The sequence below is a fragment of the Aquibium microcysteis genome, assembly GCF_014495845.1.
GTDB lineage: Bacteria > Pseudomonadota > Alphaproteobacteria > Rhizobiales > Rhizobiaceae > Aquibium > Aquibium microcysteis.
Map to the genome: position 1 here is coordinate 2,883,328 of NZ_CP061080.1, position 22,011 is coordinate 2,905,338.

The following is a 22,011-nucleotide window of genomic DNA, read 5'->3' on the forward strand; positions in this document are numbered from 1 at the left end:
CCGATATCGGCCGAGGCATGGATCCCGGGTCTGCGCCTCCGCTCCGCTCCGGCTTCGCCCGGGATGACGACGATGAAGGAGGGCCGCGGCAAAGGCGAGGCAGGGGAACGCAACGGCGGCGCAGACAGATGCAACGCCCCTCCAGACGAGCCCCCTCAACTCAGTTGCACAGGAGCACCTGCAGCCGGCATCGAAACCCACCCCCGCGGCCTCCCTCGGCGGCGTCATTCCGGGACCGCGCAGCGGAACCCGGAATCCAGAGTGGTGACCGAGGCGGAAATGCGCGGCGCCCGTGCCCCCGTCCGGGGCGCCGGCGCTCTGGATTCCGGGTTCCGCTGCGCGGCCCCGGAATGACGCCCGCCGATCGAAACCGCATTCACCGTTCCGCCCCCGCGGTCCCTCATCGCCGTCATGGACAAGGGCCTCCGGTATCACTCCTTGAAATAGTCCGGCTTGCCGGTCGTCCAGGTCTCGCCCCAGAGCTGGCCGCCGCCGTCGACGGTGAGCAGTTCGCCGGTGACGAATTTTGCCGCCGGGCCGCCGAGATAGACGCAGGCCTCGGCGATGTCCCAGGCGCTTCCGGCGCGCATCATCGGGTTGGTGCGGGGATAGGCGGCGCGGACTTCCGGGGTGTAGACCTTCCAGCCGTCGGTCTCGATGGCGCCCGGCGCCACGCAGTTGACGCGGATGCCGAGAGGGGCCCATTCCACCGCCACGCTCCGGCTGAGCCCGATCACGCCCGCGCGCGCGGCGATCGTGTGCGCCACGCCGTAGAGGCCGTGCGTGGTGACGACGACGATGTTGACGATGCTGCCCGGCTGGCCGGCGTCGCGCCATTTGCGGGCGGCGGCCTGCATCATGAACCAGGTGCCGTTGAGGTTGGTGTTGATGACGGCGTTCCAGCCCTTCACGCTGAAGTCGATGGCCGCCTGCGGGAACTGCCCGCCGGCACTGTTGACGAGGAGGTCGATCCGGCCGTGCTCGGCCCAGATCCGGTCGAAGAAGGCGGCGACCCCGTCGGGATCGCGCACGTCGACGGCATGGCCGGAGCAGGCGAGGCCCTTGTCGCGCATCGCCGCCACGAGGCCCGCGATCTTCTCCTCGCTGCGGCCGCTGACGATCACATGCGCTCCGAGCCGGGCGAAGAGCCAGGCGGCCGCGCGGCCGATGCCGCCCGCCCCGCCCGAGACCAGCACCACGCGGCCGTCGAAGCTGCCGGGCGCATAGACGGTCGGATGGACGGCGAGATCCTCGTCGGCGAGGCCGAAGCGCTCCGCCCCGCTCACCGCTCCATGCCTTTCAGCAGTTCGCCGGCGATGATCATCTTGCGCACCTCCGTCGTGCCGGCGCCGATCTCGAGCAGCTTGGTCGAGCGGAACAGCCGGTTGATCTCCGATTCCCAGATGTAGCCCGTCCCGCCATGCACCTGCACGGCGAGGTCGAGCACCTTGTGCGAGGCCTCCGCCGCATACATCACCGAGGCCGCCGTCAGCATGTGGATGTCGCCGCGCCCGCCGCCGCCGATCTCCAGCGGTGCCGCGGCCGCCAGCACGCGGTAGGTGAAGGTGCGGATCGTCTCCACCTGCACATACATGTCGGCGATCATCGACTGCACCATCTGGAACGAGCCGATCGGCTTGCCGAACTGCCGGCGGGTCTTCGCATAGTCGATCGACAGCTGCAGCGCCCGCTCGGCCACCCCGAGGCAGATCGGCGAGATCATCGCCCGTTCGAGGTCGAGCCCGCTCATCACCACCGCCACGCCGCGGTTCTCCCCGCCGACGAGGTTGGCGGCCGGCACGCGGCATTCCTCGAACAGCAGTTCGCCGGTCTGGCTGCCGCGATAGCCCATCTTGTTCAGCTTCTGCGCCACCGTGAAGCCGGGCATCCCTTTCTCCACGATGAAGGCCGAGATGCCGTGCGCGCCCTTCTCGCGGTCGGTCTTGGCATAGACCAGCAGCACGTCGGCCACCGGGCCATTGGTGATGTAGATCTTGGAACCGTTGAGCACGTAGTCGTCGCCCTCGCGGCGTGCCGTCGTGCGCATCGAGCCCAGCGCGTCCGAGCCGGCGCCGGGCTCCGTCAGCCCGAGCGCGCCGATCTTGCGGCCGGAGCAGAGGTCGGGGAGATAGCGCCGCCGCTGCTCCTCGTTGCCGTTGCGGTAGATGTTGTTGGCGCAGAGATTGTCGTGCGCCACCCAGGCCAGCGCCATGGCGTGGTTCCAGCGCGCGAAGCCCTGCAGCACAAGGCCCGCGGCGAAGAGGTCGAGGCCGGTGCCGCCATAGGCCTCCGGGATGGTGATGCCGAACAGGCCGGCGTCGCCGATCTTCGGAAAGGCCTCGCCCGGCCACCATTCCTCGTTGTCCATCCGCTCGGAGAGCGGATAGAGTTCGTTGCGGGCAAAACGGTCCGCATTGTCGAGGATCATCTCGTGTTCCGGGTCGAGATCGAAGCCGGCGTTTCTCTCGTTCGATCCTGCAATGTCCAAGACGTCCTCCCTCGACCGGCCCGGCGGCTGCGCCGCCGCATGAATGAAGGCGGCCGTGCCGCCGCGCTAATGAAGTCATTTCATCATCCCATCGCCCGGTTCATGTCAAGCCTTCCACGGCAATTGTGATGGCTTGTCATCGCAATGGCGCCTTGCGGGGAAACCCGCCGGAGATCGGTTGACAACGCTGATGAATTGAAATCATTTAGCACCCGGCCCGACCGCGAGAGATGGGGGAGCAGGTGACGGAACCGGTAACGATCGAACGCCGCCAGGAGGCGTTGTGGATCACGATCAGTCGCGAAGAGCGGCGCAATGCCCTCAACCAGGAGGTCGCGGAGCTGATTCATGCCGGGCTCGACCGCGCCGAGGCCGATCGCTCGGTCCGCGCCGTCGTGCTCACCGGTGCCGGCGACAAGGCCTTCTGTGCGGGCGGCGACCTCCAGCTCCAGGCCGACGGCACGCCCTTCACCATCGACGTCGCCGATCCGCGGCACTACGTCGCCCGCCTGCTGCGCCGGATGGATTCCTGCCGCCTGCCGCTGGTGGCACGCGTCAACGGCCATGCGCTGGCCGGCGGGCTCGGCCTCGTCTGCGCCTGCGACCTCGTCGTCGCCCGCGAGGATGCCATGCTCGGCGTGTCCGAGGTCAAGGTCGGCATCTTCCCGATGATGATCCTTCCCTACCTGCTGCGCGTCATCGGCTACCGCCGCATGATGGAACTGTGCCTGTCGGGCGAGCCGATCCTGGCACGCGAGGCGGCGGCCGAAGGGATCGTCAACTACGCCGTGCCCGCGCCGGACCTCGACGCCAGGCTCGACTGGCTGCTCGCGCGCATCACCGACAAGTCGCCCACCGGCATCCGGCTGGGCAAGCAGGCGCTGTCGAAGATCCGCGAGATGTCGACGGATGCCGCCCTCGAATACGCCCAGTTCATGCTGGCCAACATGGCCCGCACGCGCGACGCCCGCGAAGGCATGGCCGCCTTCAACGAGAAGCGCAGGCCGAACTGGACGGGGGAGTAGCGGGCATGGCGAGGACCGTGCGGATCGGCTGCGGCGCCGGATTCTGGGGCGACACGCCGGAGGGCCCGGCGCAGCTCGTGCGCGGCGGCGGCATCGACTATCTCGTGATGGACTATCTGGCCGAGATCACCATGTCGATCCTGGCGCGGATGAAGGCGAAGCGGCCCGATCTCGGCTACGCGACCGATTTCGTCACCATGGTCATGAAGCCGCTGGCGCGCGAGATCGCGCAGAAGAAGATCCGCGTCGTCACCAATGCCGGCGGGGTCAATCCCGATGCGTGCCGCGAGGCCCTGCTCGCCGTCTTCCGCGAGGCGGGCGTCGACCTGAAGGTCGCGGTGGTGCGCGGCGACGACCTGTCGGGGCGGGTCGAGCGCTACCGCGCGCAGGACCTGCGCGAGATGTTCTCCGGCGCCCCGATGCCGGCGCAGGCCGCCAGCGTCAACGCCTATCTCGGCGCCTTCCCGATCGCCGCCGCGCTCGATGCGGGCGCCGACGTCGTCATCACCGGGCGCGTGGTCGATTCGGCCGTCGTGCTCGGCCCGCTGATCCACGAATTCGGCTGGCAGCCCGGCCAGCACGACCTCCTGTCGGCCGGCAGCCTCTGCGGCCACGTGCTCGAATGCGGCACGCAGGTCACCGGCGGCATCTTCACCGACTGGCGCGAGGTCGCCGGCTGGGACGACATGGGCTTTCCGGTGGCCGAATGCAGCGCCGACGGCAGCTTCGTCGTCACCAAGCCCGCGGGTACCGGCGGGCTGGTCAGCACGAAGACCGTGGCCGAGCAGATCGTCTACGAGGTGGGCGACCCGCGGCGCTACGTCCTTCCCGACGTCGTCGCCGACTGGAGCGCGGTCAGGCTCGAGCAGGAGGGTCCCGACCGCGTCAGGGTCACCGGGGCCCGCGGGTCGGCACCGACCGACAGCTACAAGGTGAGCCTCACTCATCCCGACGGCTACCGGTCCGCCGTCACCATGATGATCGCCGGCCGCGAGGCGGCCGACAAGGCCCGCGCGACGGCAAGGGCCATCCTCGCACGCTGCGAGCGGCTGATGCAGGCCGCGGGCTTCGACGGCTTCGCCGATCGCTCGATCGAAGTCCTCGGCAGCGAGGCCAGCTACGGCGACCATGCGCGCGCCGGTGCCACGCGCGAGGTGATCCTCAAGATCGCCGTCCGCCACGCCTCGAAGGATGCGCTGCAGATCTTCGGCCGCGAGATCTTCCCGGCCGCCACGGCGATGGCGCAGGGCCTCACCGGCTTCGCCGGCGGTCGCCCCGAGCCGCAGCCGGTGATCCGGCTCTTCTCCTTCCTGGCGCCCAAGGCCGACATTCCCGCGCAGGTGGAGGTCGACGGGCGGACGATCGAAGTCGGTCCGGCGATACTCCCGCCCCCTCCCCGCGAGGAGGACGGTTATCGCATATCCATCGCTCCTGCCCCCTCCACCACTTCGTGGTCCCCCTCCCCCGCTCCGCAGGGGAGGATCTCAGCGGCGGCGTCGATATCCTCCCCTGCGGAGCGGGGGAGGGGGACCACGCGAAGCGTGGTGGAGGGGGCGCACGGCGACCCCCTGCAATCGCCTTCCCACGAGGGGGCGGCGGAGTCCGGGACGTCACAACTCTTCGACCCGACGGACGATGAAGCGCCGGCGCCCCCCTCCCCCTCGTCGGGAGCGGGAGAGGGTGGGAGTTCGATCGCGTCGCCCGGCGGCCCGCTCGCCACCGTCCCGCTGATCGCCCTCGCGCACGGCCGCAGCGGCGACAAGGGCGACATCGGCAATGTCGGCATCCTCGCCCGCCGGCCCGAATTCCTCCCCTGGATCGGGCGAAGCTGCACGCCCGAAGCGGTCCGCCGCTACTTCGCGCATTACGTCCGGGGCGAGGTCGAGCGTTTCGATTGGCCGGGACTGAACGGTCTCAACTTTCTCCTCCACCAGGGTCTCGGCGGCGGCGGCATCGCCTCGCTCCGGCACGATCCGCAAGGCAAGGCGCTGGCTCAGATCATGATGGACTTTCCCGTCGAGGTTCCGGCCGCCTGGGTGGCGGACGGCGGCCCGCTCGCCGGTCACGGCGGAGAGGCGACGTCATGAGCGCTCCCCTGTTCCGCAAGGTGCTCATCGCCAACCGCGGCGAGATCGCCTGCCGCGTCATCCGCACGCTGGACGCCATGGGCATCGCCTCGGTGGCGATCCACCATCCGGTCGAGGCGCGCGCCAGGCACGTGCGCATGGCCGGCGAGGCGGTCGCGATCGACGGCGAGACGCCGGTGGCGGCCCATCTCGACGTCGAGGCCATCGTGGCGGCGGCGCTGGCGACGGGCGCCGACGCCATCCACCCCGGCTATGGCTTCCTGTCGGAGAACGCCCGTTTCGCCGCCGCGGTCGGGGCCGCCGGCCTCACCTTCATCGGCCCCTCCCCCGAAACCATCGCGCTGATGGGCGACAAGATCTCCGCGCGCAGCTTCGCGGAAGCGCAGGGCGTGCCGGTGGCGCCGTCCGTCATGCCGACCGGAGACCTCGACGACTTCATCGCGCGGGCCGAGGGCATCGGCTTTCCGCTCCTCATCAAGGCGGCCGCCGGCGGCGGCGGCAAGGGCATGTCGATCGTCCGCTCGGCCGAAGGCCTGCGCGAGGCCGCCCGCATCGCCTCGGGCGAGGCGCAGCGCTATTTCGGCGACGGCCGCGTCTATGCCGAGACCTATGTCGAGCGCCCGCGCCACATCGAGGTGCAGGTGCTGGGCGACGGCGAGGGCGGCGCGATCCATCTCTTCGAGCGCGAATGCTCCGTCCAGCGCCGGTTCCAGAAGATCGTCGAGGAGGCGCCCGCCGCCCGCCTCGATCCGGCGCTGCGCGACGCCATCTGCGCCTCGGCCGTGCGGCTCGCCGCCGCCGCGCGCTACAGGAACGCCGGCACGGTGGAATACATCCTCGGCGCCGACGGCCGCTTCTTCTTCCTGGAGATGAACACGCGGCTGCAGGTCGAGCACCCGGTCACCGAGATGATCACCGGCCTCGATCTCGTCCGCGCCCAGATCGAGATCGCCGCCGGCCGCGGCCTGCCGCTCGCGCAGGCCGACGTCGCCGCGAACGGTCACGCCATCGAGTGTCGCATCTGCGCGGAGGATCCCGACCGCGACTTCCTGCCCGAGACGGGCACGCTCGCCCATCTGGGCGTACCGGAGGCGCCCTGGCTGCGCTTCGAGAACGCGCTCGATCCCGGCCAGAAGGTCACCGCCGATTTCGATCCGATGCTGGCCAAGCTCGTCGCCCATGGCGCCACCCGCGCCGAGGCGATCGACCGCTCCATCGCCGCGCTCGGCGAACTCGCCCTGCTCGGCGTCACCACCAATGTCGACTATCTCGCCCGCGTGCTGGGCAACGGCGCCTTCCGCGCCGGCGACCTGCACACCGGCTTCGTGGCCGAGCAGCGGCAGGCGCTGGCGCCGCAGCCGCCGTCCGCCCGGGTGCTGGCGCAGGTGATGGCCGCGGCCGCGCTCGGCGACCGCGATTTCCGCGAACTCGCGCTCGGCACGCCCGAGCCGCACGCCGCCATCGGCGGCTGGAGGAACTGAGGATGAGCCTCAAGCTCACGCTCGACGGCCAGGTCCACGAGGTCTCCATCGTCCGCCGCCGGCCCCATCTGGTGCTGCGCATCGACGATGCCGAGTACGAGCTGGCCGAACTCCCCTCCGCCGGCCGCGGCGAGGCGTCGATGACGATCGCCGGCGAGCCGGTCCGCTTCGCCCGCGCCGCGCTCGGCGACCGCCAGGTGCTCCGGCTCGCCGGCCGCACCTTCGAGGTCGGCATCGTCGATCCATTCTCGAAGGAGGGCGGCGCGGGCGCCGGCGCCGACGTGGTGAAGGCGCCGATGCCCGGCGCCGTGGTCTGCGTGCATCGGCGCCCCGGCGACCGGGTCGCGCGCGGCGAGGTGCTCGTCACCATCGAGAGCATGAAGCTCCAGACCGGCCTCGCCTCCCCCCGCGACGGCGTCCTCGCCGCCGTACACCGCGCCGAGGGCCAGACGTTCGAGAAGGACGAGGTCATCGCGACGCTCGAGCCACAGGTCGACGAAGGCTGACACGCATGCGCAGGATCCAGTCCATGATCAGCACCTCCTCGGCGGATTTCCGCCGCTTCGAGGCGCACAACCGCCGGATGGTCGGGGATTTCCGCGCCCGACAGGAAGCCGCGCGCCACCAGCGTCCCGCGCGCGACCTCGACCGGCTCGCCGGCCAGGGCAAGATGCGCCCGCGCGAGCGCATCGAGAAGCTGCTCGATCCGGGCACGCCCTTCCTCGAACTCTCCTCGCTCGCCGCCGGCATGGCCTATGGCGGCGACTCGCCCTCGGCGAGTTCCATCGTCGGCATCGGCATCGTGTCGGGCCGCGAGGTGATCGTCCGCGCCGACGATCCCACCGTCAAGGGCGGCGCCTGGTATCCGCTCACCACGAAGAAGATCGTCCGCGCGCTCGACATCGCCATGGAGAACCGGCTGCCGGTCATCCACCTGTGCGATTCGGCCGGCGGCTTCCTGCAGCTCCAGTCCGAGGTCTTCCCCGACAGGTACATGGCCGGCCGGATCTTCCGCAACCAGTCGATCCTCTCGAAGATGGGCGTCAAGCAGCTGGCGCTGGTCTTCGGCCACTGCACCGCCGGCGGCGCCTATATCCCGGGCCTCTCCGACTACTCGGTCATCGTGCGCGGCACCGGCGCCGTGTTCCTCGGCGGCCCGCCCCTGGTCAAGGCCGCGACCGGCGAGGAGGTCACGGTGGAGGAACTCGGCGGCGCCGACATGCACACCTCCGTCTCCGGCACCTGCGACTATCCCGCCGCCAGCGAGGAGGAGGCGATCCATATCGGCCGCGAGATCGTCGCCCAGTGGGACCGCCCGAAGAAATGGGCCTGCCAGCGCGAGGCGCCCGAGGATCCCGCCTACGACCCGCAGGAGATCTACGGAATCGTCCCCGACGACATCAAGAAGCAGTTCGACATGCGCGAGATCATCGCCCGCATCGTCGACGGCAGCCGCTTCCACGAGTACCAGCCGAACTACGGCACCACGCTGGTCTGCGGCTTCGCCAACGTCTGGGGCTACAAGGTCGGCATCCTCGCCAACAACGGCGTCCTGTTCAACGACAGTTCCCTCAAGGGCGCCCACTTCATCGAGCTCTGCAACCAGAACGAGACGCCGCTGGTCTTCCTGCAGAACATCACCGGCTACATGATCGGCAAGGAATACGAGCGGCGCGGCATCACCAAGGACGGCGCCAAGATGATCATGGCCCAGTCCTGCTCGCGCGTGCCCAAGTTCACCGTCATGTGCAACGGCTCCTTCGGCGCCGGCAATTACGGCATGTGCGGCCGCGCCTTCGACGGCCGCTTCCTGTTCACCTGGCCCAACCACCAGATCGGCGTCATGGGCGGCGACCAGGCCGCCAACACGCTGGCCGAGGTCAAGGTCAACCAGATGAAGCGCAACGGCGGCACCGTCGACGAGGCCGTGGTGCGGCAGCTGTGGGAAGACACGCGCTCCGCCTATCAGGAGCAGCTCTCGGCCTACTACGCGACCTCCGAACTCTGGGACGACGGCATCATCGATCCCGTCGACACCCGCAACGCGCTCGCCATCGCGCTGTCCGCCTCCCTCAACGCCCCGCTGGGCGACCCGGGCTACGGCGTCTTCCGGTTCTGAGGAGCGCGCTGCCGTCGGAAGCGCCGCAAGGGTGAAGCGGGGCTGCGCAATGTCGAAACAGGGAACGCAACGCCCTCCGGCGCCCGCCCCCTCCGCTTCGTCATCCCGGAACGACGTCCAAGCGAAGCGAAGGACGACGTATCCGGGATCCATGCCTCGCCATCCTTGCCCGCAATCCGGTGCGCGACGAGGTATGCGCCGCCGTCCTGTCTCCGTCCTCGCGCCTCTCGACGACCGCCGAGGCCCGGATCCCGGCTCTGCGCCTCCGCTCCGCTCCGGCTTCGCCCGGGATGACGAAGGTGAAGGGCGCGCCGCAAGGGTGAAGCGGGGCTGCCGCAATGCCGAAACAGGGGCCGCAACACCCTCCGGCCAGCCCGCCCCCTCCGCTTCGTCATCCCGGAACGACGTCCGAGCGAAGCGCAGGACGCCGTATCCGGGATCCATGCCTCGCCGTCTGCCGTCGGACAGGACGATGGAGAAGGACCGCAGCCCCGCCCGCGCCGCGTCATTCCGGACCGGATGCCGAGCGAAGCGGAGGCATCCGGATCCGGAATCCATTCCGTGACCTCTACGGCAGGGGCCTCGACAAGCCCGACGTCACGGAATGGATTCCGGACAGACGCCCCGCGCTCCGCGCGGCTCGCCTTCCGGAATGACACCAGGACGGCGGCCGCAACACCCTCCGGCGCCCCCCCTCCGCTTCGTCATCCCGGAACGACGTCCGAGCGAAGCGAAGGACGCCGTATCCGGGATCCATGCCTCGCCATCCTTGCCCGCAATCCGGTGCGCGACGAGGTATGCGCCGCCGTCCTGTCTCCGCCCTCGCGCCATTCGACGACCGTCGAGGCCCGGATCCCGGGTCTGCGCCTCCGCTCCGCTCCGGCTTCGCCCGGGATGACGAAGGTGAAGGGCGCGCCGCAAGGGTGAAGCGGGGCTGCCGCAATGCCGAAACAGGGGACGCAACACCCTCCGGCGCCCGCCCCCTCCGCTTCGTCATCCCGGAACGACGTCCGAGCGAAGCGCAGGACGCCGTATCCGGGATCCATGCCTCGCCGTCTGCCGTCGGACAGGACGATGGAGAAGGACCGCTGCCCCGCCCGCGCCGTCCCGCCTCTCGACGACCGCCGAGTCCCGGATCCAGGCTCTGCGCCTCCGCCCGGGATGAGGAAGGCAAGCGGCCGCCGCCAGGGTGAGAACGGCGCCGGTCCCCTGGCCCGCCCGCTCAGGCGTGCCGGATTTCCGTTCCCAGCACCTTCAGGCATTCGCGCATGAAGGCGGCAAGCCCCGTCCAGCCCTTGGCCGAGACCATCGTGCCGTCGACATAGGCCTCGGTCGGCTTCACGTCGATGTAGGTGCCACCCGCCAGCGTCACCTCCGGCTCGCAGGCGCCCAGTGCCGCGACCTTCTTGCCGCGCACCACGCCGTCGACGGCGATGAGGATCTGCACACCGTGGCAGATGGTGAAGATCGGCTTGTTCGCCTCGTGGAAATGCCGCACCATCGCCTGGATGCGCTTGTCGGTGCGGATGTATTCCGGGCCGCGGCCGCCGGCGCAGTAGACCGCGTCGTAGTCCTCCGGCCGCACCTCCGAGAAGGTCTTGTTGATGTCGGTGAGATGGCCGAAGCGCTCGATATAGGTCTGGTGGCCCTCGAAATCGTGCAGCGAGGTCTGGATCTTGTCGCCGGCCTTCTTGTCGGGGCAGATCACGTGGACGGTGTGCCCGACAGCCTCCATGCCCTGCTGGAACACGAAGATCTCGTATTCCTCCGTGAACTCGCCCGTCAGCATCAGTATCTTCTTGCCTGGCATCGGGATTCTCCTCCGTTGATGCGCCTGTCGCGGCCGGGCGGGATCGCTCCGTCCCGGATCGTGTCGCCGTGCCCTACGCCGCGTCGAGATGGCGGCGGATGTGGGCGTAGCCCTCGCGGTAGACCGCCTGCGGGCTCTCGGCGAAGTCGCGCCACACCTTGGTCGCCGCCGCGAGGTCCTTCAGCGCCCGGCCGAAGGCCTCGATGGTCAGCCAGCCGTCATAGCCGCTGGCCCTGATCGCAGCGAAGGTCTCGGCCCAGGGGATGTTGCCGCGCCCCGGCACGCCGCGGTCGTTCTCCGAAATGTGGACGTGGACGATGTTGGCCAGATTGCGCGTGAAGGCGCCGATCGGGTCGGCCTCCTCGATGTTGGCGTGAAACGTGTCGTACATGGCCCGGATGTTGGGATGGCCGATCGCCTCGACATGCGCCGACAGCGCATCCATGGTGTTGACGAGGTAGCATTCGAAGCGGTTCAGCGCCTCGAGCCCGATCGTCACGCCGCGCAGCGCGGCATGCTCGCCGATCGCCCGCTGCGCGGCGACCGATCGCTCGAACTCCTCCCGCGTCGGCCCCTCCCCCGAAAAATGCCCGAGCGTCGAATGCAGCGGACCGCTGAGCGTCTGTGCGCCCAGCGCCGCCGCGCAGTCGATCGCCCATCGGACATGCGCGACACCGGCCGCGCGCGCAGCCGCATCCGCGCCGATCAGGTTCATCGCCGGATCGCCCATCGCCGAGACGGCGGTGCGCTCGAGCCCGATCGCGTCGAGCAGGTCGCCGAGCCGGCGGTAGTCGTCGGGCGCGCCCTCGAAGACCGGGATCTCGACGCCGTCGAACCCCGTCGCCCTGATGTCACGCAGGATCGCCTCGTGCTCCGACGTCACCTTGGTCGTCCAGAGGAACATGCACATGCCGATCTTCATCGCCATCCCTCCGCCTGCGCGCGCGCCCTCACAGCCTCGTCCACGCCGCGTCGTTCCTCGACGATGCCACGCAGGCCTCCACGAAGGCGACGCCCTCGACGCCGTCGGCGACGGTGGGATAGGTGACGTTCGGATCGGGGGCCGCACCCGAGCGGGCGGCGCGGATGGCGCGGGCCGCTTCGGCGTAGATCGTGGCGAAGCCTTCGAGATAGCCTTCGGGATGGCCCGACGGCACGCGGCTGACGCGGGCGGCCGCCGGTCCGGCGCCGGCGCCGGACCGTGTCACCAGCCGCTTCGGTTCGCCGAACGGCGTGAACCAGAGGTGGTTCGGCTGTTCCTGCTCCCATGCGAGCCCGCCCTTGGTGCCGTAGACGCGGAGCTTCAGCGCGTTCTCGTTGCCGGGCGCCACCTGGCTCGCCCACAGCATGCCCTTCGCCGCCGGGGCATCGCCCTTCGCCTTGAAGCGCAGCATCACATGGGCGTTGTCGTCGAGCGGCCGGCCCTCGACGAAGGCCGTGAGATCGGCCGACAGCGCGTCGAGTTCCAGCCCGGTGACGAAGCGGGCGAGGTTGTAGGCGTGCGTCCCGATGTCGCCCGTCGCGCCGCCGGCCCCGGACTTCGCCGGATCGGTGCGCCAGGCCGCCTGCTTCTGCCCGCTCGCCTCCAGCCGCGTCGTCAGCCAGTCCTGCGGATATTCGGCCTGCACCACGCGGATGTCGCCGAGTTCGCCCGCCGCCACCATCGCGCGGGCCTGCCGCACCATCGGATAGCCGGTGTAGTTGTGGGTGAGCACGAACAGCTTGCCGCTCTTCTCCACCGCCGCGGCGAGCGCCCGCGCGTCGGCGAGGGTGGAGGTCAGCGGCTTGTCGCAGATGACGTGGATGCCCGCCTCGAGGAAGGCCTTCGCCGCCGGGAAGTGCATGTGGTTGGGCGTCACGATCGCCACCGCCTCGATGCCGTCGGCGCGGCCGGCCTCCGCCGCCGCCATCTCGGCAAAGGAGCCATAGCTGCGCTCGGGATCGAGCCCCAGTTCCGCCGCCGACGCCTTCGCGCGCTCCGCATCCGACGACAGCGCGCCGGCCACCAGCACGAACTCCCCGTCGAGCCGCGCCGCGATCCGGTGCACCCCCCCGATGAACGCCCCCTGGCCGCCGCCGACCATGCCGAGGCGGATGGGGCCGGACTGGGTGGAGAGGTTCGATGCGCTGACCATGGGGGGGCTCCGGGGGTTGGAAGTTGGCAGTGGGCAGTGGGCAGTGGGCAGTCGGCAGTCGGCAGTCGGCAGTCGGCAGTCGGAAGGAAGATGGAGAGACGTGGCGCGGATGGCGCAGGAAAACGGGATCACCCGGACGAAAACGCTTGTATCGGGACCCGGTCCCGGTCACCTTTTTTCCGACTGCCGACTGCCGACTGCCGACTGCCGACTGCCTACTCCCCAATCCCCATCATCCTCCGCAACGCCCCCCGATCCGTCGACCCGCCGGCAAAGTCGTCGAAGGCCTTTTCCGTCACGTCGATCAGGTGGCTCTTGATGAAGGGCGCGCCTTCGGCGGCCCCCTGTTCGGGGTGCTTCAGGCAGCATTCCCATTCCAGCACCGCCCAGCTGTCGTAGCCATATTGCGTCAGCTTCGAGAAGATGCCGGAGAAGTCGACCTGCCCGTCGCCCAGCGAGCGGAAGCGGCCGGCGCGGTTGGTCCAGCCCGCATAGCCCGAATAGACGCCCTGCCGGCCGGTCGGGTTGAACTCGGCATCCTTGACGTGGAAGGCCGAGATGCGCTCGTGATAGATGTCGATGAAGGCGAGATAGTCGAGCTGCTGCAGCAGGAAGTGCGAGGGATCGTAGTTGATCGTGCAGCGCCGGTGCCCGCCCACCGCGTCGAGGAACATCTCGAAGGTGGTGCCGTCGAACACGTCCTCGCCGGGATGGATCTCGTAGCCGATCGAACAGCCCGCATCCTCGTAGGCGTCGAGGATGGGCCGCCAGCGCCGGCCGAGCTCGGCGAAGGCCTCCTCGATCAGCCCTGCCGGCCGCTGCGGCCAGGGGTAGAGATAGGGGAAGGCGAGCGCGCCGGTGAACGACACCGAGACGTCGAGCCCGAGATTCTTCGAGGCCCTGGCCGCGAGCAGCATCTGCTCCACGGCCCAGGCCTGCCGCGCCTTCGGATTGCCGTGCACGGATGCCGGCGCGAAGCCGTCGAACTGCGCGTCATAGGCCGGATGCACCGCCACCAGCTGGCCCTGCAGATGCGTCGACAGTTCGGTGATGGCCACGCCCGCATCGGCGCAGATGCCCTTCATCTCGTCGCAATAGGCCTGCGACCCGGCTGCCGTCTTCAGGTCGAACAGCCGCCCGTCCCAGGTCGGGATCTGCACCCCCTCGTAGCCCAGCCCCGCCGCCCACCGGGCGATCGAGGGCAGCGAATCGAACGGCGCCGCATCGCCCGCAAACTGCGCCAGAAAGATCGCAGGCCCCTTGATCCGCGCCGCCATGGTGCTCCTCCCGTTGGTTTGGCGACACGCCGCCCCTCCTCCGGGAACGGCATCCGCTCTTCTCGTTCTGGTAATACCAAATGCAGCGGCGCGGTCAAGCTGGTCCGACCAGACCGGAGCGACGAAACGGCCGAGTCCCTTTCGCAATGCCTGATAAATCAAGAGATTGGCCTATGGTCCCGGCACGAAGACAGATGCTTGCACCGCCCCGGGGAATGGTTTAGAGCTTCATCCGAACAGTTTTGGTCGCACCAGTTCGAGGAGGAGCGGGCGATCGGCTGGAACGAGCCGGCCGCGAGCCGGACGACGTCGCAGCAATCGGGAGGACGCTGACCATGCATCTATCGACGCACAACTGGATGCGTGCGGAACCGCTGGAGACCACGCTCCGGCGCATCAAGCAATTCGGCTACGAGTCGATCGAGATTTCGGGGGAGCCGGCGCAGTACGAGACGAAGGAGACGCGCCGTCTCCTCAAGGAACACGGCATCCGCTGCTGGGGCGCGGTCACCCTGATGCTGGGCGAGCGCAACCTCGCCGCGGCCGACCAGGGCCAGCGCGAGCGTTCCGTGCAATACGTCAAGGACGTGCTGACGATGGTCAGCGAACTCGATGGCGAGATCATCACCCTCGTCCCCGCCACCGTCGGCAAGGTCGTGCCGGACGGCACCGAGGCGGACGAATGGAGATGGGTGGTCGACGCCACCCGCGAATGCTTCGCCCATGCCAAGAAGGTCGGCGTGCGCGTCGCGGTCGAGCCGCTCAACCGCTTCGAGACCTATCTCTTCAACCGCGGCGAGCAGGCGCTGGCGCTGGCCGACGCCGTCAGCCCCGAATGCGGCGTCTGCCTCGACGCCTACCACATCCACATGGAGGAGTTCGACGTCGAGGAAGCCATCCGCAAGGCCGGCAAGCGGCTGTTCGACTTCCACATCGCCGACAACAACCGTTTCGCGGCCGGTCTCGGCACCATCGACTGGAAGAAGATCGTCGGCATCCTCAAGGACATCGGCTACGACGGCGCGCTCACCAACGAGTTCGTCGCCCCGGTCGACCGCACCCCGGCCAACCGCTATCCCGACATGGTCGAGCGCAATCCGGTCGACATCTCGCCCGAGCAGCTGAAGTTCATCCAGGACCACGGGTCGAGCCTGCTGACGGAAAAGTTCTACACCGACCAGATGCGGATCACGGCGGAGACCATTCTGCCGCTCATCAAGTAGCATCCGAACCGGCCAGGCAGGACCGACGCCATGACATCGACAGCGACCGATCCGGCCGGCCTCGTGCCGCCGGAGCTTGCGAAGGCTTGCCCGGAAAAGTTGTGGCGGACGATCCCTGGGGGCACGTTCTGAGATGCGCATCACGTCAGCCCGGGCCTGGTGGGTCCGCATCCCGATCGAGGCGAGCCGCCAGCACAAGAGCGATTTCGGCCAGCTCACAACCTTCGACGCGGCGATCCTGCGCATCGAGACCGACGACGGTCTCGTCGGCTGGGGCGAGGGCAAGAACGCCGCCGGCAGCGCCGGCACCTACGCCGCGCTGGTCCACATGCTCAACCACGAGGTCGCGCCGCGGCTGATCGGCCGCGACCCCGCCGACATCGCCCAGATCTGGGAGATGCTCTACAACGGCGTGCGCCACGAGAAGGCCGCCGCCGCCGGCCATGCCATGCCCGAACTGTCGCGCCGCGGCATCTCGGTCGCCGCCATCAGCGCCGTCGACATCGCGCTCTGGGACATCCTCGGCAAGTCGCTCGGCCAGCCCGTTTGGCGCCTGCTCGGCGGCCGCAAGGCCGACCGCCTGCCGGCCTACGCCTCCGGCGGCTGGGCCCCGGCCGACCGCATCGGCGAGCAGCTGCAGTCCTACATCGACGCCGGCGGCTTCCGCTCCGTCAAGATGCGCGTCGGCGCCATGGACGGCGCCCCGCACGTCTCGGCCGCCCGCGTCAGGGCCGCGCGCGCCGCGCTCGGGCCGGAGGTCCAGCTGATGGTCGACGCCCACGGCACCTACACCGTCGCCGACGCCAAGCGCTTCGCCCACATGGTCGCCGACTGCGACCTGACCTGGTTCGAGGAGCCGGTGATCGCCGACGACAAGGCCGGCATGGCGGAGGTGCGCGCCGCCGGCCCGGTGCCGATCGCCGCGGGCGAGTCCGAGGCCACCCGCTTCGCCTTCCGCGATCTCGCCGTGCTCAAGGCCGTCGACGTGTTCCAGCCCGACCCCGCCTTCTGCGGCGGCATCACCGAGGCGATGCGCATCGGCGCGCTCGCCAGCGCCTTCAACCTGCGCCTCTCGCCGCACCTGTGGGCCGGCGCGCCTTGCTTCTTCGCGGGCTTGCATGTATGCGCGGCTTCGCCTGCAAGCTTCGTGATCGAATACTCGCTCGGTGCCAATCCCATGATCCACGACCTCGTCGAGGACGACGTGTCGGTGAGCGACGGATTGATCGCCATACCGGATCGTCCGGGCCTCGGTTTCACGATCGCCGAATCGTTCCTGGAGGCGCACGCGCACGGGGCTTAAGTCATGAAGGAAAACAACCTTCTGCCGGATCTCGCGGCCTTCCTGTACCAGCAGTCGAAGGCGCAGAACGGCCGGCTTCCGTCCGAGCGCGAACTGGCCGACCATTTTTCGGTGAGCCGCGGCCAGGTCCGCGAGGCGCTGGCGATCCTCGAAGCCATGCGCATCGTCGAGCGCCGCGCCAAGTCCGGCATCTACCTCACCACCAACCAGGCCAGCGTCGACGCCATGGCGCTGTTCGCCCGCGCCGGCGTGCCGCTCGACCCGATCCAGATCTACGAGACCGTCGAGCTGCGCAAGATCCACGAGATCAAGGCGGCCGAGCTCGCCTGCGTCCGCGCCACGGAGGAGAATTTCGAGCGCCTGCGCGAGATCCTGCAGCTTTCCGAACAGAAGCTCGCCGCCGGCGAAGGCCTGGCGCGCGAGGACCGCGACTTCCACCTCGAGATCGTGCGGGCCACCAAGAACAGCGTCTTCCACAAGGTCTGCAGCGTCTACTACATCATGGGCGAGCAGCGCCTGCCGATCTATTTCAACGATCCGGACCGCGGCCGCCGCTCGCATGCCGAGCACATCCGCATCTTCGAGGCGCTGCAGCGCCGCGACGGCAACCTCGCCCAGGCCCTCATGAGCGCCCATCTGCAGGGTGCCGAGAGCTACTGGAAGGGCCTCATCGACGGACCGGACGGCGACCGCCCCCTCCAGACGCTCGAGAAGGCCTGACCGACGTGCCCGACATCCTGTCCACCAACGTCCTGCACCCGCAGGTCGCCGAGAAGCTCCGCACGCTGGGCAGCCTGCGCTTCGCCTCGGCTTACGATCCCGACACGCTGCTGGCCGAGGGCCGCGACGCCGACCTGATCGTCGTGCGCGCGCCCCTGCCGCCCGCCCTGTTCGAACGGGCGCCGCGCCTGCGCGCCGCCATCCGCCACGGGGCCGGGCTCGACATGATCCCGATGGACGCGGCGACCAAAGCCGGCGTCATCGTCGCCAACACGCCGGGCGCCAATGCGCGCACCGTCGCCGAATACGTCTTCTTCGCCGCCATGACGCTGCTGCGCCGGTTCCGCGTCATCGACCGCGACCTGCGCGCCGATGGCTGGAACGCGGCGCGCCGCCATGCCGATCTCACCCGCGACCTCGACGGCCTGACGCTCGGCATCGTCGGCTTCGGCAATATCGGCCGCCAGGTCCATGCCATCGCCCGCCACGGCTACGGGCTCGACGTGCTGATCCACAGCCGCTCCCGGCGCGACATTCCGGCGGATGCCGAGTTCGTCGGCCTCGACGACCTCGCCGCGCGCTGCGACGTCATGGTGCTCTGCTGCCCGCTGACGGAGGAGACCCGCGGTCTGGTCGGCGCCCGCGTCCTCGGCCGGATGAAGCCCGACGCGCTGGTCATCAACATCTCGCGCGGCCCCGTCGTCGACGACGACGCCATGCTGGCCGCCCTGCGCGAAGGCCGGATCGGCGGCGCCGCCCTCGACGTCTTCGACCGCCAGCCGCTGCCGGACGGCCACCCCTATCTCGGCTTCGACAACGTCGTCGTCACGCCGCACATGTCGGGCATCACCGAAGGCAGCATGCGCCGCATGGGCATGGCCGCCGCGGAAGAGGCCGCCCGCGTCCTGCGCGGGGAACTGCCGGAAAACCTCTGCAACCCCGAAGCCCTCCCCGCCTACCGCCGCCGCTTCCCCGCCTGATCGCCGCAGCACCCATCCTCCCGCCCCGCGAAGCGGGAGGGAGGTGCCGAGCGCAGCGACGCGGAGGGGGAGCAAGGGGCGCCGTATCAAGCCGCCACCTTCGTCATCCCGGAACGGCGTCCAAGCGCAGCGCAGGACGACGTATCCGGGATCCATGCCTCGCCGCCCATCCCCGCGATCCGGCCCACGACGAGGCACGTGCCACGGGTCGTCTCCGTCGATCCGGTCGGCCCCCGCCGCCATCCTTCCGCCGCCGCCTCCGCTGCCCCCCGCCTTCGTCATCCCGGAACGGCGTCCAAGCGCAGCGCAGGACGACGTATCCGGGATCCATGCCTCGCCGTCCGTCCCCGCGATCCGGCCCACGACGAGGCATGCGCCGCCCGGTCGTCGCCGCGGGCGCCACATCCTGCGCCGCCCCCCCTCCGTCGTCGCTGCGCGACGCCACCTCCGCCCCCACTGCGTGGGGTGGAGGAAGCCCGCCCCAAGCGCCGACGCCCATCCTCCAACCCCACGAAGTGGGGGGGACTCCCCACCGTTCAGCAAGGGGTTTTCTGGGTGGCCCGGGATGGGTCGAAGGTGGTTCCGGCCTTCAGCATGGCGCAGGCGACGTTGAGGAGGCGGTTTGCGACGGAGCGCAGGGCGCGTCCGTGGCTGTGACCTCGGCTTCGAAGGGCGGTGTACTTCGAACGGCTGTTGAGGTCGTGCTGGATGGCGACGCGCGCCCAGTGGTACACGGCATTGGCGAGCCGGTCGTGGCAGGCCTGTCGTCGGATGACGATGCAACTCTTGCCCGACCGCTTGGTGACCGGCGCCACGCCTGTCAGACTGCGCAAGGCGGCGTAGTCGCGTCGCTGCAGGGCATCGAAGGCTTCTGCAAGCAGCGTGGCGAGGACGATCCTTCCCACTCCCGGCAAGGATGCGAGGATCTCCACGTCATGCTGCTTCACCTGCCCCGGCTCGGTCTCCTCGGCGGGGATGAGGCGGGCGGTCAGGGCATCGAGCTGATGGTGGGCCTGCCTGAGCTGCCGGTTCACCAGGCGGATGCGCGCAACGAGCATGTCGATGTGGGCGCTGGCGGCCTCGGTCGTCCCGGCGGCGACCGCGAGGGGCGGCTTGCGCAGCGCGGCGAGCACATGGGCGGCATCGAAGCGGCGGATGCGATGGCGCTTGAGAAGCCTGGCGATCGTCGCCTCGCGGATGCGCGCGGCCTTGGCCGGCGTCGGCGCGGTCTCCCACAGATCGAGCAGCCACGCGGCGCCGAGATCGTCTTCGAGCTCGAGCAGCGCCGGAAAGTAGCGCCAGAGCTGCTCGCGCATGCGGTTCGTCAGCCGGCTGCGCTCGGCACCGAGACCCTCGGCCATGCGCGACCACTCGCGCAGTTCGACGACGACGGGATCGGCGGCCGCGAGCGGCCGGAAGCACCGGGCATCGGTTCGCAGGGCCGAGGCCATCACTTCCGCGTCGCGGCTGTCGTCCTTGGCGCCGGCGAGGGTGAAGCGGTCGCGGAAGCGATCCATCTGCTTGGGATTGATGGCGTGCACCGCGAAGCCGCGCTCGACCAGCGTTTCGACCACGGGGCCATGCGGCACCTCGATCGCGACCCGGATCCGGCCCGCCTCGGGCGCACCGCTGGTCGACGTCAGCCAGGCCGCCATCTCGGCGAGGCCTTCGCCGCCGTGCCTGAAGACCCTTTCGCCGATTCTCCGGCCATCACCGTCCGTGAGGAACACATGATGGCTCTGCGACGCCCAGTCGACGCCGGCATACCACTGTTTCTGATCGGTCATGTCCTTTCTCCCTTCGAGCATGCGAGCCACCGCGACCTTCGCCGATCCCTGTACTGGCGCTCGGACGATGATCCGAAGGTCCGGCGCGGACTCCCCACGGGGCGTCGATCACGGCCAATCCGTCGGGGCACGCGTCCCCCCCAGGTGGTCGGGCCACAGGAGGTGATTGGTCGCTCCCGACGGATCGGCTCGGTTCGGGAAAGCTACGCCGATTCGGGCCGTCGCCCGTGGGTCACGCTCCGTTCCGCTCCGCTTCACGTCGCGCGACCCACGGCGTGCATCCAGAAACCGCAGGAGAAAGGGTACAGAGGTGCCGAGCGAAGCGAGGCGGAGGGGGGGACCCCGCCGGACCAGTCCGGGACGACGGACGGTCGGCACGACGGACGTGGCCAGGCCGTCCATCACGCTCCCGCGCATCGACGGCCAGAGGATCCGACCCGCCCCCCCCACCTTCGTCATCCCGGAACGACGTCCGAGCGCAGCGAAGGACGACGTATCCGGGATCCATGCCTCGCCATCCGTCCCCGCGATCCGGCCCACGACGAGGCCCGTGCCGCCCGGTCGCCGCTGCGAGCGCCACATCCTGCGCCCCCCCTCCGTCGTCGCTGCGCGACGCCACCTCCGCCCCCACTGCGTGGGGTGGAGGACAGCCCGCCCCAAGCGCCGCCGCCCATCCTCCAACCCCACGAAGTGGGGGGAGGTGCCGAGCGAAGCGAGGCGGAGGGGGGGACCCCGCCGGGCCTGGTCGCGACGACGGACGGTCGGCACGACGGACGTGGCCAGGCCGTCCATCACGCTCCCGCGCATCGACGGCCCGAGGATCGGAGCCATCGTTGCCCCCCACCTTCGTCATCCCGGAACGGCGTCCAAGCGCAGCGCAGGACGTCGTATCCGGGATCCATGCCTCGCCATCCGTCCCCGCGATCCGGTCCACGACGAGGCACGCGCCGCCGCCGCCCCCGTCGCCGCCACATCCTGCGCCCCCCCTCCGTCGTCGCTGCGCGACGCCACCTCCGCCCCCACTGCGTGGGGTGGAGGATGGACCCTTCCAGCGAAATCAATGCCTTGCGAAAATTCTGTCCACACCCCTGCCGGTCCACCGCAGACTGGCCGCAGCTGAAGGAGGGCGGATATGGGCGGGGCGGGACTGAACGGGCGGAAGCTGCGGGAGACGATCACGCTCCTGCTGTCGCTCGCCGCGCATGCCGACGCCGCCGCCGGCCGTTGCTTTGCCGTGCGCTGGCTGGTGCTGTTCTTCCTGCGCCGCGGCGAGCAGGCCGCGCGGATCAGCGTCGCCGACGCGCTGCGGATCGACGTCGAAGCGATCGAGGACGAACTGGCGGCCGCCGCCGGGCCGGACGACGACAGCCCCTTCGATGCCGCGCTGGTCGCCTGGCGCTACCGCTGGTGCGCGGCGATGCTCTCCGCGGTGCTGGCCAGCATGGGCGGCACCGCCTGGGCGCCCGGCCGCGACGCGATCCCCGGACGCCCCGCCTGCCTCGCCGTCGCCTGCCCCGTCCTGCCCGGCCTGCCGCTGCCGCAGGTCCACGACACCTCCTGACGCCGCGCCTGCGGC

17 protein-coding genes are annotated in these 22,011 nt (G+C 69.9%); 10 read left to right on the top strand and 7 right to left on the bottom strand.

What is annotated here, in order from left to right; all coding sequences use genetic code 11:
- Positions 1–431: 431 nt before the first annotated feature.
- Positions 432–1,286, bottom strand: coding sequence for an SDR family oxidoreductase (locus IAI54_RS28820; protein WP_210321246.1), 855 nt, complete (start codon positions 1,284–1,286; stop codon positions 432–434).
- Positions 1,283–2,488: an acyl-CoA dehydrogenase family protein gene (locus IAI54_RS28825; protein WP_210321247.1), complete on the bottom strand. Its 1,206-nt coding sequence runs from the start codon at positions 2,486–2,488 to the stop codon at positions 1,283–1,285. Before IAI54_RS28825 ends, IAI54_RS28820 begins: the two co-directional genes overlap by 4 nt.
- A gap of 242 nt (positions 2,489–2,730) precedes the next feature.
- On the opposite strand from IAI54_RS28825, the gene IAI54_RS13315 reads away from it, so the two are divergent.
- The 5 genes from IAI54_RS13315 to IAI54_RS13335 are packed head-to-tail and all read left to right on the top strand — an operon-like array spanning position 2,731 to position 9,200.
- Positions 2,731–3,513, top strand: coding sequence for an enoyl-CoA hydratase-related protein (locus IAI54_RS13315; RefSeq protein ID WP_235679353.1), 783 nt, complete (start codon positions 2,731–2,733; stop codon positions 3,511–3,513).
- Positions 3,514–3,518: 5 nt separating this feature from the next.
- Positions 3,519–5,600: an acyclic terpene utilization AtuA family protein gene (locus IAI54_RS13320; RefSeq protein WP_210321248.1), complete on the top strand. Its 2,082-nt coding sequence runs from the start codon at positions 3,519–3,521 to the stop codon at positions 5,598–5,600.
- Positions 5,597–7,081, top strand: a complete 1,485-nt coding sequence (locus IAI54_RS13325) for an acetyl-CoA carboxylase biotin carboxylase subunit (RefSeq protein ID WP_210321249.1) — start codon at positions 5,597–5,599, stop codon at positions 7,079–7,081. The genes IAI54_RS13320 and IAI54_RS13325 overlap by 4 nt, the downstream gene beginning before the upstream one ends.
- Positions 7,082–7,083: 2 nt before the next feature.
- Positions 7,084–7,587 carry an acyl-CoA carboxylase biotin carboxyl carrier protein subunit gene (locus IAI54_RS13330; protein WP_187972796.1) on the top strand — a complete coding sequence of 168 codons (504 nt, stop codon included), beginning with the start codon at positions 7,084–7,086 and terminating at the stop codon, positions 7,585–7,587.
- Positions 7,588–7,592: 5 nt separating this feature from the next.
- Entirely contained in the window at positions 7,593–9,200 is a 1,608-nt protein-coding gene (locus IAI54_RS13335) for an acyl-CoA carboxylase subunit beta (RefSeq protein ID WP_187972797.1), read from the top strand.
- Positions 9,201–10,422: 1,222 nt separating this feature from the next.
- On the opposite strand, the gene IAI54_RS13340 is transcribed toward IAI54_RS13335, so the two are convergent.
- From IAI54_RS13340 to IAI54_RS13355, 4 genes are all read right to left on the bottom strand, one after another.
- The gene (locus IAI54_RS13340) at positions 10,423–11,010 is read right to left on the bottom strand and encodes a DJ-1/PfpI family protein (protein ID WP_187972798.1); all 588 of its coding nucleotides are present in this window, start codon (positions 11,008–11,010) and stop codon (positions 10,423–10,425) included.
- A gap of 73 nt (positions 11,011–11,083) precedes the next feature.
- Positions 11,084–11,932 carry a sugar phosphate isomerase/epimerase family protein gene (locus IAI54_RS13345; RefSeq protein WP_187972799.1) on the bottom strand — a complete coding sequence of 283 codons (849 nt, stop codon included), beginning with the start codon at positions 11,930–11,932 and terminating at the stop codon, positions 11,084–11,086.
- Positions 11,933–11,960: 28 nt separating this feature from the next.
- A complete protein-coding gene (locus IAI54_RS13350) occupies positions 11,961–13,145 on the bottom strand; it encodes a Gfo/Idh/MocA family protein (RefSeq protein ID WP_187972800.1) in 1,185 nt (394 codons plus the stop codon).
- A gap of 215 nt (positions 13,146–13,360) precedes the next feature.
- On the bottom strand, positions 13,361–14,422 hold the full coding sequence (locus IAI54_RS13355; protein WP_187972801.1) for a sugar phosphate isomerase/epimerase family protein: 1,062 nt from the start codon (positions 14,420–14,422) through the stop codon (positions 13,361–13,363).
- A 335-nt stretch (positions 14,423–14,757) separates the two neighbouring features.
- On the opposite strand from IAI54_RS13355, the gene IAI54_RS13360 reads away from it, so the two are divergent.
- The 4 genes from IAI54_RS13360 (at position 14,758) to IAI54_RS13375 (ending at position 18,648) form a co-directional block, all read left to right on the top strand.
- On the top strand, positions 14,758–15,645 hold the full coding sequence (locus IAI54_RS13360; RefSeq protein ID WP_187972802.1) for a sugar phosphate isomerase/epimerase family protein: 888 nt from the start codon (positions 14,758–14,760) through the stop codon (positions 15,643–15,645).
- A gap of 133 nt (positions 15,646–15,778) precedes the next feature.
- Entirely contained in the window at positions 15,779–16,948 is a 1,170-nt protein-coding gene (locus IAI54_RS13365; RefSeq protein WP_187972803.1) for a mandelate racemase/muconate lactonizing enzyme family protein, read from the top strand.
- 3 nt (positions 16,949–16,951) lie between these two features.
- The gene (locus IAI54_RS13370) at positions 16,952–17,668 is read left to right on the top strand and encodes a FadR/GntR family transcriptional regulator (protein WP_187972804.1); all 717 of its coding nucleotides are present in this window, start codon (positions 16,952–16,954) and stop codon (positions 17,666–17,668) included.
- Between the two features lie 5 nt (positions 17,669–17,673).
- The gene (locus IAI54_RS13375) at positions 17,674–18,648 is read left to right on the top strand and encodes an NAD(P)-dependent oxidoreductase (RefSeq protein WP_187972805.1); all 975 of its coding nucleotides are present in this window, start codon (positions 17,674–17,676) and stop codon (positions 18,646–18,648) included.
- Positions 18,649–19,184: 536 nt separating this feature from the next.
- Here IAI54_RS13375 and IAI54_RS13380 read toward each other — a convergent pair.
- Positions 19,185–20,435: an IS110 family RNA-guided transposase gene (locus tag IAI54_RS13380; RefSeq protein WP_187972806.1), complete on the bottom strand. Its 1,251-nt coding sequence runs from the start codon at positions 20,433–20,435 to the stop codon at positions 19,185–19,187.
- A 1,132-nt stretch (positions 20,436–21,567) separates the two neighbouring features.
- Between IAI54_RS13380 and IAI54_RS13385 the strand changes: the two genes are divergently transcribed.
- Positions 21,568–21,996, top strand: coding sequence for a hypothetical protein (locus tag IAI54_RS13385; protein ID WP_187972807.1), 429 nt, complete (start codon positions 21,568–21,570; stop codon positions 21,994–21,996).
- Positions 21,997–22,011: the final 15 nt, after the last annotated feature.

Bases quoted from the DNA above. Each gene is read 5' to 3' on its own strand.
- IAI54_RS13320 (WP_210321248.1), top strand. From the start codon at position 3,519: ATGGCGAGGACCGTGCGGATCGGCTGCGGCGCCGGATTCTGGGGCGAC.
- IAI54_RS13325 (WP_210321249.1), top strand. From the start codon at position 5,597: ATGAGCGCTCCCCTGTTCCGCAAGGTGCTCATCGCCAACCGCGGCGAG.
- IAI54_RS13330 (WP_187972796.1), top strand. From the start codon at position 7,084: ATGAGCCTCAAGCTCACGCTCGACGGCCAGGTCCACGAGGTCTCCATC.
- IAI54_RS13335 (WP_187972797.1), top strand. From the start codon at position 7,593: ATGCGCAGGATCCAGTCCATGATCAGCACCTCCTCGGCGGATTTCCGC.
- IAI54_RS13340 (WP_187972798.1), bottom strand. From the start codon at position 11,010: ATGCCAGGCAAGAAGATACTGATGCTGACGGGCGAGTTCACGGAGGAA.
- IAI54_RS13345 (WP_187972799.1), bottom strand. From the start codon at position 11,932: ATGAAGATCGGCATGTGCATGTTCCTCTGGACGACCAAGGTGACGTCG.
- IAI54_RS13350 (WP_187972800.1), bottom strand. From the start codon at position 13,145: ATGGTCAGCGCATCGAACCTCTCCACCCAGTCCGGCCCCATCCGCCTC.
- IAI54_RS13355 (WP_187972801.1), bottom strand. From the start codon at position 14,422: ATGGCGGCGCGGATCAAGGGGCCTGCGATCTTTCTGGCGCAGTTTGCG.
- IAI54_RS13360 (WP_187972802.1), top strand. From the start codon at position 14,758: ATGCATCTATCGACGCACAACTGGATGCGTGCGGAACCGCTGGAGACC.
- IAI54_RS13365 (WP_187972803.1), top strand. From the start codon at position 15,779: ATGCGCATCACGTCAGCCCGGGCCTGGTGGGTCCGCATCCCGATCGAG.
- IAI54_RS13370 (WP_187972804.1), top strand. From the start codon at position 16,952: ATGAAGGAAAACAACCTTCTGCCGGATCTCGCGGCCTTCCTGTACCAG.
- IAI54_RS13380 (WP_187972806.1), bottom strand. From the start codon at position 20,435: ATGACCGATCAGAAACAGTGGTATGCCGGCGTCGACTGGGCGTCGCAG.
- IAI54_RS13385 (WP_187972807.1), top strand. From the start codon at position 21,568: ATGGGCGGGGCGGGACTGAACGGGCGGAAGCTGCGGGAGACGATCACG.